A 12,652-nucleotide genomic window follows, 5' to 3' on the forward strand; every position below is an offset into this window, starting at 1 on the left:
CGCCCGAGCCGTCATCCCGCGAACGCCGTCCGCGGCGCCGGTGTGAAACGCACCGGCGCCGCGGGCCCGCGCCTATCCGCGGCCAAATGGATGATGATGTTTTTCGGCCGCGCGTATTCGGAGTGGGGCTCGATCCCGTCGGGCACCGTAATGGGAATCGGGCCGCGCGTCCTCGCTTTGCTCACCCCCGATGCGACGCCCGCGTGAAATGGCGAAATCATGGTGGCTTCCACCCTCTGGGCGGGGGGAAGCCGCCATGATCTGAGAGGTATTCGCGCGGCGCATCCGCGGTCCGTAGCAAAGGCCCGATTTGCACGTTCGTCCCGGTGGCGGCCCTCACACCGGACCCGGCCGGTCGGGCCCAACGGGTGCGGTCGCTCACTCAGCTCCCCGGCGGTTCGTGGAAAATGGCTGATTCGGCCCGGTGGCGAGCCCGTGTAATTACGTTGGGTAGGCGAGGAATCGCGTTCCGATCGTGCCCTTGAAATCGGGCGCCACGGGGTCGTAACTATCGGCGGGTACAGTCTCGCCGTGCCAGAGATACAGCGGCCGGATGTTACCGATAGGTACGTTCTCAGCGAGGTTATCGGTCAGGGTGGAATGGGTCGCGTATGGCGGGCCTGGGACACGATGCTGCAGCGGGACGTGGCAATCAAAGAAATCGTTCCGCCGCCCGGCCTGACCGAGGAGAAGCGCCAGGAATTGCGGGTTCGGTCGCTGCGTGAGGCGCGGGCGATCGCCCGGATCGACCACGTCAACGCGGTCCGGGTGTTCGACGTGCTGTCCGGCCGCGACGGCGAACCGTGGATAGTCATGGAGTACGTGCCGTCGCGTTCGCTGGAGGATGTCCTCGTCACGGACGGCCCCATCTCCCCGAGCCGGGCGGCCAAACTCGGGCTGGGCGTGCTCGCCGCGCTGCGGGCGGCCCACCGCGCCGGAATCCTGCACCGGGACGTCAAACCGGCCAACGTCCTCATCGGTCACGACGGGCGGATAGTGCTCACCGACTTCGGCCTGGCCACCGCCGCCGAGGAGCCGAGCATGACCGCCACGGGGATAGTCCTCGGCTCGCCCGCGTACGTGTCGCCGGAGCGGGCCATGCGTGGGATCCTGGGGCCGGAGGGGGATCTCTGGTCGCTGGGCGCCACCCTGTTCGCCGCCGTGGAGGGGCGCTCGCCGTACGCCCGCCCGTCCGCGTTCATGAGCCTCACCGCGCTCGCCACCGAGCCGCCGCCGCCCGCCGAGCACGCCGGCCCGCTGGGGCTGGTGCTCCACGGTCTGCTCCGCAAGGACCCGGTCGAACGGATCGACGCCGACGCCGCCGAGCGGCTGCTGCTCCGGGTGGTGACCGAGTGGCCGGAGGAGACGCCGGCGCGCCACGAGGTCGAGCCCGCCCCGCCTCGAGCCGAAACCCCGGAGACTCCGGTCCTCGGCGCCATCGGGGCGGGTGGTGTGGGCTCTATCGGCGCGGGTTCGGGTGGCGCGGGGACGGGGGGCGCGGGCTCGGGGGGCGCGGGCTCGGGGGGCGCGGATACCGGCGGCGCGCGGATCGAACCGGCGCGGACCGTGGGGCGCGCGGCCCCTCGTGGGCTGCCGCGCCGGGCCTACCTGGTCGGCGGCCTGGCCGCCCTGCTCCTGGTCGGACTCGGGATCGGCATCCCGCTGTTCGTCCGCCAACCGGCCGGCAAGGCCACCGCCGCGGCGGCCAACGCGACCAGCCTGCCCCGCGTGGCCGGCCGGCCGGCGACGCGGCTGTCGGCCTCGGCCACGCCCATGCCGCAGGGATGGTCGCTGTACCGGGACGGGAGCGGGTTCTCGCTACCGGCACCGGCCGGCTGGCAGATCACCCGGCGTGGCGGCCAGGTCGAGTTCCAGGAGCCGGGCGGTGCGCGGTTCCTGCTGGTCAGCCAGACCGATACCCCCGATCCCGACCCGCTGGCCCAGCTCACGTCGCAGGAGAGGTCCGGGCTGACCACCCAGCGGTACCCCGACTACCGGCGCGTCGCGCTGCGCGCCGTGAATTATCAGCTCGCCGCCGCCGACTGGGAGTGGACCTATGAGTCCGCCAGCGGCGCGCCGATGCACGCGGGTCAGCGCACCTTCGTGGCGCCCGGGAAGAAGGGGTACACGATTCTCTGGGCGACGCCCGAGGCCGAATGGGCGGCCGGCGAGGAGTCCTTCCGGCAGATCACCTCGGGGTTCCGGCCAGCGGCGCCACCCGAACCCACCCCGAGCGCCAGCCGCGCCGCGACCCCGAGCACGGCACCAACCACGGCCCGACCGCCGTCCGCGCTGTCGCCGACTCCGACCCCGAAGCAGAGCAGCCCGGGCGTACCCGACGTGCCCGGCACGCAGCTGGTGGGGCGGGCGAGCGCGCGGTGTGTCGACGTCGCCGACCCCGACTCGCCGGATCCAGTCGCGCTGCGCATCTGGGACTGCGGCGCCAGCCGGGCCCGCGACCAGACCTGGACCTTCCAGCCCGACGGCAGCATCACGCTGCTCGGCCGGTGCATGGACGTGCTCAACGCGTCGGACGTGGACGGGGCGACGATCCAACTCACCACGTGCAACACCACCCCGGCGCAGAAGTTCATTCTCGACGGCGAGCAGCACCTGGTCAACGCCAGCAGCGGCAAGTGCGTGGGCGTGGCCGAGTCCGGCACCGAGAACGGGGCGCTGCTTCAGCAGTTCACCTGCGGCTCGGCGAGCGATCAGGCCTGGTCGAAGGAGTAGGGAGCGGGGCGGCGCGCGTCATTCCGGCGTTCGAGCACGTCCTGGACGCGCCCCGCGATCGGAATGACGGCCCACACGGCGTACGCCCAGTGGGTGGCGAAGGCGACCGGGATGGAGATCATGAACGCGGCGAAGACGGTCGCGCTGCCGAGGTACGCGTGGCGGAACACGCCGGGCGCGGTGCCCTCGCGCGCCAGGCCCCGGCGGTGGATCTCCCAGATGGCCAGCATGAAGGACAGCGCGGCGATCGCCTGGGTCAGCGCGTACACGGTGAACCGCGAGGCGAACGCCCCGTCGGCCACGATCACCCGGGTGGCGAACGGGGTCAGCACGATCATCAGCAGCCAGAGCAGGTTCCACCGGACCAGCGCCGGCGTGGCCCTGGATACCAGCCCGTAGAGCCGGTGGTGCGCCAACCAGTGGTTGCCGATGACTAGGAAACTGATCACGAACCCGAGATAGTCCTGGTAATTGTGGCTGAGGTCCCGCCAGAAACCGCCATTGCTTAACTGCTCGGGGACGTGCAGATCGAGCGCCAGCAACGTGATCGCGATGGCCACCACCGCGTCGGAGAAGAAGATCACGCGTTCCGCGCCGCCGACCGTCGGATCCGTCGAGGCCGGGGCGGCGCCGGCTGGTGGCGTCGTGTCTGCGTCAACCATCGCAAGAGTCAACCATATCGGCGGTTCGCGTCGCGCCACGCCCCGCGTGCGGCGCCACCAGACCTGTCCTGACATGCCCCGACGCGACGGACAGGCCCGTTGGGCGCGGTACGTCGTGGACACGCCTGACCGGCGTGAAGACTCGCCGAACGGTACCGGGTGAGTCGTTGAGATCTATTGACGTCCATGCGAGTACTGGGTAAGAGTGGGGCGGTTTTCCCGGCTACCTCTCAGGTGAAGGTGCGAGATGACCGTCTTCGATCACCGCAAGCCTTTCGTCCGACGCTTATCCCGTCCGCCCCGCCGGAGCACCGCGCTCGCGGTCGCGGCGCTGACCGTCGCCGGGCTGGTGGCCACCGTGCCGTCCGGCGCCGCGGCGGCGCCGAAATCCGGCGGCCACGGGCGGAATGACCAACCGCCGGTCGTGCTGTTCAGCTCGGACGGCATGCGCCCCGATCTCATGCAGCGCTACGCCGGTCAGGGCCTGATGCCGACCTACGCGTCGCTGGTGCGCTCCGGCGCCACCGGCGACAACGGGCTGACCCAGGGTTTCCCGCCGAACACCGGACAGGGCTGGTACACGATGGCCACCGGTGCGGGGCCCGGGGTGCACGGCAGCACCAACAACACGTTCTTCGATACCCGCCAGCCGTTCACCACCTCGACGTCGTTCTCCTTCCACGGCAACGGCGCCAGCCCCGGCACCGACCCGACCAACGTGCTGGAGGCGCAGTCGGTGGCGTCGGCCGCCGAGTTGGCCGGCAAGAAGGTCGCGCAGCTCGAGTGGACCGGCGGCGTGAACGCCAACATCAACGGGCCGACCGTTGACTACGCGACGTTCTACTCCACCCGCGGCCTGCTGGAGTACCCGGCCAACGCGACCAAGCAGTCCTCGGCGGCCAGCTTCGGACTGTCGTACCAGGTGGCCGCGTTCACCCCGGCCAGCGGCTGGACCCACGTGCCGGCGAGCAAGCGGGTGCCGGCCCGGCAGACGGTGCTCACCGTCGCCTCCACCTCGGCGAGTCTGAACCCGACCCGCACCTACGACCTGTACGTCTATGCCAGCGGCAGGTCCGGCTACGACCGGGTGGTGATGGTGCCCACCGGCGCCGGCAAGGACGGCTCGAAGGCGGCGGCCAACCTGACCCCGCGCAGCTACAGCGCGGTCAAGCTGAAGGGCGCGGACGGCCTGATCGGGGCCGCGGCGGGGGAGAGCGCCGGCTTCTACGCCGACGTCACCAACCTGGCGCCCGACCTGTCCAGCTTCGGGCTGTACTTCACCTCGGTCACCCGGCCCAACGCGCACTGCGCGACGGCCGCCTGCGCCGCGCTGCCCGCCGGTGCGCCCGGCGAGGATCGGCTGGCCAAGTACATCGCCGACAACCTGCCGCCGGCCATCTTCGGTGACTTCGCGCCGGAGGAGGCCGGGCTGATCGACGAGGACACCTGGTACGCCCAGACCGTCGGGCTCAACCAGGCGTACGACGTGGCGGTGTTCAACTACGTGCTGAAGAAGCTCCAGCCCGACACCGAGGTGCTGCTCGCCGGCACCGACCAGACCGACGAGGTCAGCCACCAGATCCTCGGCCTGCTCACGCCGACCGCACCGGACGGCAGCCCGAACCCGTACTACGACCGGGTGGCCGGCACCGGCCCGCGCGACCACCGGCTGAGCCAGCGCGAGGGCTACGTCAGCGGCGCGTACCACTCGGCGGACGCCCGGCTCGGGCTGATCCGGTCGATCCTCGGTGATCCCGACGTGCTGGCCTCCAGCGACCACGGCTTCGCGCCGCAGTGGGAGGCCGTCGACGCGCCGCTCGTGCTCAAGCAACTGGGGCTGCAGGACGTCGAGCAGACCGGCAACTGCCGGCCGGCGGCGGCCAGCGCGCCCGGCGGCACCGTCGCGAAGGCGTGCTGGGCGGGGGCCACCGCGCAGATCTACCTCAACCTCAAGGGCCGCGATCCCGACGGCGTGCTCGACCCCGCCGACTACCAGTCCACGGTCGACAAGATCGTGCACGCGTACCAGGGACTGAAGGACCCGGCCACCGGTAAGCCGCTGGTCGAGGAGGTGATGACCAAGGCGCAGCTGGCCGACGTCGAGGGCGGCGACTCGCTCAACCCGACCCGCTCCGGCGACGTGGTGGTCGTGACCAAGGTGCCGTACGAGTTCGACAGCAACACCGTGGGCACCCTGGTGGCGCCGTCGAAGTTCTTCGGGCAGCACGGCTACCTGCCCGACGACGTGGACCTGGCGCACAACATCAACATGCATGCCACGTTCGTGGCCGGCGGGCCGGACATCGCGCACGCCCGCTCGGTACGCGGGGTGCGGGCCATCGACCTGGCGCCGACGCTGGCCATCCTGGGCGGGTTCGACCCGCCGTTGCAGGCACAGGGCAGAGTGCTGACGGGCATCCTCAGGGACGGCTCCCGGTTCTCCACGGGACAGGTGCTGGGCATCAACGACGTACACGGCAACCTGACCGACGACGGGCTGACCTACGCCGACCCGTACACCGGGGCCAAGGACGTGGCCGGTGGGCTCGGCACGCTGGCGACCTACCTGAAGAAGGCGAAGGCCGCCGACCCGGCCGACACCGTCACGGTCGAGGCCGGTGACATGGTCGGTGCCAGCCCGCCGGCGTCCGGCCTGCTGCGCGACAAGCCGACGCTGGACGCCCTGAACGCGATGGGCATCGACGTCGGGATTCCCGGCAACCACGAGTTCGACCGGGGCGTCGCCGAGATGCTGCGCCAGATCAACGGCGGCCAGTCCACGGTGACCCCGAACATCGGGTTCAACAAGCTGAACTTCCCGGTCGTGGACGCCAACGTGATCAGCGACGCCACCGGCAAGCCGCTGCTGAACCCGTACACCATCAAGAAGGTCGGCGGCGTGCCCGTCGCGTTCATCGGTGCCACCACCATCACCACGCCGAGCATCGTCACCACCGGCGGCACCACGGGCGTGCACTTCATCGACGAGGCGACCGCCATCAACGGCGTGGTCAGGCAGCTCGAACACGCCGGGGTGCACGCGTTCGTGGCGGTGGTGCACGAGGGCGGCACCCAGTCGAACTACCCGGTGGGTACGCTCAGCGACCGGATCAACACGATCGCCGCGCACCTCGACCCGGCGGTGTCGGTGGTCATCAGCGGGCACAGCCACACGGTGATGGACTCCAGGGTGGGGCACGCGCTGGTGATCCAGGCGTCCTCGTTCGGCCGCGCGTACGACGACGTCCAGCTGCTGATGGACCGCCGATCGGGCACCATCGCGGCGGCCTGGGGATCGGTCCAGCCGGTGTGGGAGAACACCACGCCCGCCTCGACCGATCCGGCGGCGCCGGCGGTCACGCCGGACCCGAAGGTGCAGGCGATAGTCGACGCCGCGGTGACCGCCACCAACCCGGTGACGCGGCAGGTCATCAACGCCGCCGCGGCCGACGTGCCGTCGCAGCGCGACGGCGGCGCCACCGCGGCCGGCGAGTCGCCGGCGGGTGACCTGATCGCCGATTCCCAACTGTGGTACACGCACACCCAGCTGGCGTTCGTGAACACCGGCAGCGTGCGCGCGGGCCTGCAGGCGGGGCCCGTGACCTACGGCGACCTGTTCACCATGCAGCCGTTCCAGGACGACTACGTGGACACGTTCACCCTGACCGGTGCTCAGGTGTGGGCGCTGCTGCGGCAGCAGCTCGCCGCCGGTACCGGCGGGATCATGCAGGTCGCCGGGCTGCACTTCACGTACACCGGAAGCCAGGGCACGGGCACCATCACCGGGGTCTGGCTCGGGGCGGCGGGGAACAACAGTACGCCCATACCGGACGATGCGAGCGTGAGCTATTCGGCCACCGCGAACTCGTTCATGGTCGGCGGCGGTGACGGGTTCACCGTGCTGGAGGGGGCGAGCGACATCGTCCAAACCCCGGACGCCGAGCTGGTGCCGTTGACCACCTACGTGTCCACCCTGCCCAACCCGTTCACGTACGGCACCGACGGCCGGATCGCGATCGGATGACCGTCCGGCCCGACCCGGGTGTGGCGCCCGGGTCGGGCCGGCGGCCCGCCGGCCGGGCCGGGGCGGCCCATCGGGGGTTGGGCAGCGGCATCGGTGTCCGGCCGGTCGGGGGGTAGGTCGTGCGGGGCCGGGCCGGGCCGTGCGGGGTCGGGCCGCGCGGTCGGTCATCCGGTCGACGAGGCCGCCCGGGACAGCAGGCGGCGCGCCTGGCGGATCAGGGGTTCGTCGACCATCCGCCCGTCGAGCGCGAAGACGCCGACGCCGGGGCGGGAGCCGGCCGCCTCAACGATCCGCCGCGCCGCCTCCAACTGCTGGGCAGTGGGCGCGAAGGCGCGGCGTACCACCGGCACCTGCCTCGGGTGGACGCAGACCTTCGCCGCGAACCCCGATTCGACGGCGTCGGTCGCCTCGGCGGCCAGCCCGTCCAGGTCGTCGAGGTCGAGATACACCGAGTCCAGAGCCGGGATGCCGGCCGCACCGGCGGCGATGAGGGCCACCGCTCGGGCGTGCCGGGCGACGTCCCGGTACCGGCCGTCGGGGCGCCGGCTGGACGAGCCGCCGAGCCCGGCGATCAGGTCCTCCGCCCCCCACATCAGCGCGTCGCTCACCTCGGCGATGGCCGCCGCCTCCCGCACCCCGGCCGGCGTCTCGCACAGCGCGACGACCCTCAGCCCGGAGAGCGTCGCGACCTGGGCCGCGGACTCGGTCTTCGCGAGCATGACGGTGCGCAGCGGCAGGTCGCGCAGCGCCGCCCGATCGGCGTCGTGATCCGGGGTGCCGAGCGGGCTGATCCGCACCACGGTCCGCGCCGGGTCGAGCCGGACGGCGGCGTGTCGCAGCGCCCGCCGGGCTTCGGGCCGGGCACCGGGGGCCACGCCGTCCTCGAGGTCGAGGATCACCACGTCCGCGGCCGCGGCGGCCTTGTCGAACCGCTCGGGCCGGTCGGCCGGGCAGAACAGCCACGCGGGCCCGTCCGGCAGCGGCGCGTCCTGGCCGGCGGGGACCGGCCCGCCGGCGGCGTCGGGTCCGGTCATGGCGTGGGCTCGCGCCGCACCAGGGTCGTGCGCACCACGACCGCCACCACCACGCCGTCCTGGTTGCGGGCGGTGTGCTCGAAGCGCACCACACCCGCCTCCGGCCGGGACCGCGACACGCGCTTGTCCAGCACCGTGGTCTCGGCGTAGAGCGTGTCGCCGTGGAACACCGGATGCGGGAAGCGCACCTCGCTGAAGCCGAGGTTCGCCACGATCGTGCCCTGGGTCAGGTGCCCGACCGACAGGCCCACCAGGATCGACATGGTGAGCAGGCTGTTGACCAGCCGCTGCCCGAACTCCTGCCCCCGGCTGAACTCCGCGTCCAGGTGCAGCGACTGCGGGTTCATCGTCATCGTGCTGAACAGCGTGTTGTCCGCCTCGGTCACGGTGCGCCCGGGCGCGTGGCGGTACACGGTGTCCGGCCGGAGCTCCTCATACCACAGCCCACGCTGGGTGACGACGTCGCTCACGACGCCGCCGAGGGCTCGGCGAGGGCGAAGGACTTCTCCAGGATCAGGTCGGCGTCCAGCTCGCCCGCCAGCTCGTGGGCGACCGCGCCGCCGTCGAGAACCAGCACGCGGTCGCAGACACTGGCCAGGTCCTCGGCCTCGATGCTGGAGATGAGCACCGCCATCCCGGTCTCGTCGGCCGCCCGGCGCAGGGCGAGCAGCAGCTCGCGGCGCGCGCCCACGTCCACCGCCTGGGTCGGCTCGTGCAGCACCAGTACCGCCGGATTCTGCAGCAGCCACTTGGAGACCAGCAGCTTCTGCTGGTTGCCCCCGGACAGTTGCCCGGCGGCCAGGTCGGGCCGGGGCGGGACGATGCCGAGCAGCTCGACCGCCCGGGAGAACTCCCGGCGCTGCCACGAGCGGCCGAGCCAGAACCGCCACCGGCGGCCGTGGATTCGGGGAACGGTGAGGTTCTCCAGCAGTGACAGGGTCATCGCCAGCCCCTCGCCGGACCGGTCGCGGGGAACCAGCGCGATGCCGAGCCGGCTGGCCCGTGCCACGTCCAGCGCCCGGGCCGCCAGCGACTCGTCGTTGACGCTGATCCGGCCGGCGCTGGCGGGGCGCGCGCCGGCGATGACGTACGGCAGTTCGTCGTGCCCGGCGTCGACCGCGCCGGTGACCCCGACGATCTCGCCGCGCCGCACCGTGAACGACGCCGAGCGCAGCGTGCCGGCAAACAGATCCTCGCAGGTCAACGCGGGCGGCTGCGACGAGTCGCGGTCCGGCCGGTCGATGCGGTCGCGCTCGACCTCGTAACCGAGCATCAGCTCCATCAGTTCACCCTCGGAGCTCTCGGCGGTGCGGATCCCGCCGCCGACCACGCGCCCGTCGCGCAGCACGGTGACCCGATCGGTGAGGTCGAGGATCTCGTCGAGGCGGTGGCTGACGAGCACGATCGACGTGCCCTCGGCGGTGAGCCTGCGAATGATCTGGTAGAACTCGGGCAGGACCTCCTTCGGCAGGTTCTGGGTCGCCTCGTCGAGCACCACGCAGCTGCGCTCGCGGTCGCGTCCCTGCAGCGCGCGGGCGATGGCCACCACGCCGCGCTGCGGCAGGGTCAGCTGCGCCACCGGCGTCCAGGGGTCGATGTCGCTGCCCAGAAACGCGAGGCTCTCGGCCACCAGCGCGGCCTCGTGCTGCCATCGCACCCGCCGGCTGAACCGGCCATGCCGCAGCCGGCCGACCCGGACGTTTTCCACCACCGACAGCCGTGGCACCAGCCCGAGATCCTGGTGCACGAACGTCAGCCCGGCGTCGGCGAGTCGCTTCGGGCGCATCGGCGGACCGAGTCGCGCGCCGTTGAAGCGGATTTCGGCACCGCCGTCCGGTGTGTGGAAGCCGGACAGGATTTTTATCAGAGTCGACTTCCCCGAACCGTTCTGCCCGATGAGCCCGTGCACCTCGCCCGGCGCGACGGTCAGTTCGGCCCGGTCGAGCACCCTCGCGCTGCCGAACGTCTTGGACGTGTTGTGGACTTCGAGGCGGGCACTATCCATTCGCTCCTCCGGAGACTATGGACTAACCGATATAACGGACAGGCCCGGCCATCGAACCCGCTGGCGCCGCGCCTGGTGTGTGTCATTTGTGTTTCGGCATCGTAAGCACCTTCCCGGCAGAAGTACAGGGATCTAGGGACGGATTCGTTGCCCTGTCAGGGCCCGCGACGAGCCATGCGGGTCGTGCGGTTACACGCAGCGAAACAGATCTTGACAGTGATCGGACCGGGTTCTACGTTCCGTTCAGCCCCGAGACGACGTGGGGGAACGTTCACGACACACGTGGTTGTGCCGATCAGAAGTGCTGAGTCTTTCTAGGGAGCACGTTCATGAAAATCACCGGGATAGGTCACGTCGTGCTGCCTTCGCACGATGTCGAGGCGGGGTTGGCGTTCTACGAGCGGGTACTCGGCCTGGAGAAGGTCGCCTACCTGCCGGCCGCGAGGATGGGTTTCCTGTCCTTCGGCCGCACGCACCACGACATCGCGCTGTGCAAGGTGGACGAGAGCGTCCCGGTGGGCAGCCAGGGCAACGCGCACACCGGCATCCACGTCGACGGCGGCCCGGAGGCGCTGGTGGAGATCCGAGAACGCCTCGCGGCGGAGGGCATCGACGTCGAACCCGTGCACGACTTCGGGTTCATGAATGGCTTCTACTTCAAGGACCCGGACGGCAACCGGATCGAACTGTTCTGCGACATCATGGCCGACGGCGAGGCGCTCGACGTGTTGCGTGCCAAGCAACAGCGCGCGTCCCGGGCGTCGGCCGGCGGGGCCTGATCCCGGCTCGCGCCGAGTCCGGCGGGGTATGACTCCGGTCCCCGCCGAACCCGATCCTCCCTCCGCCGTCGGGTAGCCACCCGCGCTTCCCGGCGGTGGCCCGGCGCGGCGGTGCCGCGCCGACCCCAACCCCGTCCGGCCGTCGGGTCGCGGGTCGCCGCAGTTGGTCGCACGGCAGGTGCCCGGCGCGCGCGGGTGGCGCCGCGGCCGGGCCTCGACGCATCAACCGGTCCCGACGCACAACCACCGTCCCGACGCACAACCACTGTCCCGACGGGCTCACGCATCGGTCGGGCCCGCCGCGGCGCATCGAACGCCACCCCAAACCCTCAACCCCCGACCTCCGGGCGGTTCCGCGTACCCATCGACGGCCGGCGGGCGGCTCGACCCGGCGCAAGCGGCCGGCCCGTCCCGCGACGAGCAAACAGATACTGGCTCACCGAAAGGGTTTCAGAAGCGATGGCTTCCTATAGCTTGGTTACCTTCGAGGTCTCCGGCGTGCCGCGCCCCGGGCTGCGGATCGGCGACGACATCCTGGCGCTGGACGCGCGGCTGGGCTCCCGGCTGCCCGGCGTCGACACGGGCTCGGTGATCGGGTTGCTGGAGTCCTGGTCGACCGTCGAGCCGGTGCTCGACGAGCTGGCCGGCGCGCACACCGGCGACGATCCCGAGGCGTACCAGGTCGGCTCCGTCACCCTGCTGCCGCCGGTGCGCTGGCCCCGGGCAATCTTCTGCGCGTCGGCCAACTACAACGACCACGTGCAGGAGTGGACCGGAAGCGGACTGCCGGACAAGGCCACGACCCGCCCGTGCTTCTTCTTCAAGGCCCCACACCACACTCTGGTCGGCCCGGACGACGTGGTGCATCTGCCCCGGCCGGACGCCAAGATGTTCAACGAGATCGAGCTGGCCGTCATCATCGGCCGGCGCACCCGCCTCGTGTCCGAGGCCAGTGCCATGGACAGCGTCGCCGGGTACGCGATCTTCAACGACGTGTCGGACTACTCCCAGTCGCAGCGCAAGGACTGGTACGGGCAGCGCTTCGGCATGGCCGACTGGATGCGCATCAAGTCCTTCGACAACTCGTCCGTCCTCGGCCCCGATCTGGTGCCCGCCAGCCAGGTCGAAGACCCGTACAAGCTGGCGATGAACCTGTACGTCAACGACGAACTGGTGCAGGAGTCCTCCACGGAGCTGATGCACTACTCGATCGCCGAGCAGATCTCCTACCTGTCCGAGCAGCTGACGCTGCTGCCCGGCGACGTGGTGTCCACCGGCAGCATCCGCGGCATCGGTGCGGTGAAGGGCGTCTTCCTCAACGTGGGCGACCGGGTACGCGCCGAAATCGACGGCCTCGGTGCGCAGCACAACGTGATAGGCGCGCCGCCGGCCGCGGACGCGGGGGAGTGAGCCCG

General features: G+C 71.2%; 8 protein-coding genes and 1 pseudogene. 5 read left to right on the top strand and 4 right to left on the bottom strand.

What is annotated here, in order from left to right:
* Window positions 1–600: 600 nt before the first annotated feature.
* Together ABEA87_RS22415 and ABEA87_RS22420 are read left to right on the top strand one after the other, a co-directional pair.
* Window positions 601–1,447 (top strand): annotated as a pseudogene (locus ABEA87_RS22415) (serine/threonine-protein kinase); the annotation flags it as partial.
* A 632-nt stretch (window positions 1,448–2,079) separates the two neighbouring features.
* Window positions 2,080–2,733, top strand: coding sequence for a ricin-type beta-trefoil lectin domain protein (locus ABEA87_RS22420; RefSeq protein WP_345632558.1), 654 nt, complete (start codon window positions 2,080–2,082; stop codon window positions 2,731–2,733).
* Here ABEA87_RS22420 and ABEA87_RS22425 read toward each other — a convergent pair.
* Entirely contained in the window at window positions 2,712–3,395 is a 684-nt protein-coding gene (locus ABEA87_RS22425) for a TMEM175 family protein (protein ID WP_345632491.1), read from the bottom strand. The genes ABEA87_RS22420 and ABEA87_RS22425 overlap by 22 nt on opposite strands.
* Window positions 3,396–3,642: 247 nt before the next feature.
* Between ABEA87_RS22425 and ABEA87_RS22430 the strand changes: the two genes are divergently transcribed.
* Window positions 3,643–7,419 carry a 5'-nucleotidase C-terminal domain-containing protein gene (locus ABEA87_RS22430; RefSeq protein ID WP_345632493.1) on the top strand — a complete coding sequence of 1,259 codons (3,777 nt, stop codon included), beginning with the start codon at window positions 3,643–3,645 and terminating at the stop codon, window positions 7,417–7,419.
* Between the two features lie 164 nt (window positions 7,420–7,583).
* Here ABEA87_RS22430 and ABEA87_RS22435 read toward each other — a convergent pair whose 3' ends face one another.
* The 3 genes from ABEA87_RS22435 to ABEA87_RS22445 are packed head-to-tail and all read right to left on the bottom strand — an operon-like array spanning window position 7,584 to window position 10,458.
* Window positions 7,584–8,453, bottom strand: coding sequence for an HpcH/HpaI aldolase/citrate lyase family protein (locus tag ABEA87_RS22435; RefSeq protein ID WP_345632495.1), 870 nt, complete (start codon window positions 8,451–8,453; stop codon window positions 7,584–7,586).
* The gene (locus ABEA87_RS22440; RefSeq protein WP_345632497.1) at window positions 8,450–8,923 is read right to left on the bottom strand and encodes a MaoC family dehydratase; all 474 of its coding nucleotides are present in this window, start codon (window positions 8,921–8,923) and stop codon (window positions 8,450–8,452) included. Before ABEA87_RS22440 ends, ABEA87_RS22435 begins: the two co-directional genes overlap by 4 nt.
* Entirely contained in the window at window positions 8,920–10,458 is a 1,539-nt protein-coding gene (locus ABEA87_RS22445; RefSeq protein WP_345632499.1) for a sugar ABC transporter ATP-binding protein, read from the bottom strand. The genes ABEA87_RS22440 and ABEA87_RS22445 overlap by 4 nt, the downstream gene beginning before the upstream one ends.
* Window positions 10,459–10,787: 329 nt before the next feature.
* Here ABEA87_RS22445 and ABEA87_RS22450 point away from each other — a divergent pair, with 329 nt between their 5' ends.
* Together ABEA87_RS22450 and ABEA87_RS22455 are read left to right on the top strand one after the other, a co-directional pair.
* Window positions 10,788–11,237 carry a VOC family protein gene (locus tag ABEA87_RS22450; protein ID WP_345632501.1) on the top strand — a complete coding sequence of 150 codons (450 nt, stop codon included), beginning with the start codon at window positions 10,788–10,790 and terminating at the stop codon, window positions 11,235–11,237.
* 459 nt (window positions 11,238–11,696) lie between these two features.
* Window positions 11,697–12,647 (top strand): fumarylacetoacetate hydrolase family protein, encoded by a 951-nt coding sequence (locus ABEA87_RS22455; protein ID WP_345632503.1) that lies wholly within the window; start codon window positions 11,697–11,699, stop codon window positions 12,645–12,647.
* Window positions 12,648–12,652: the final 5 nt, after the last annotated feature.

Origin of the sequence: Rugosimonospora acidiphila, assembly GCF_039543385.1 — a bacterium.
Taxonomy (GTDB): domain Bacteria; phylum Actinomycetota; class Actinomycetes; order Mycobacteriales; family Micromonosporaceae; genus Rugosimonospora; species Rugosimonospora acidiphila.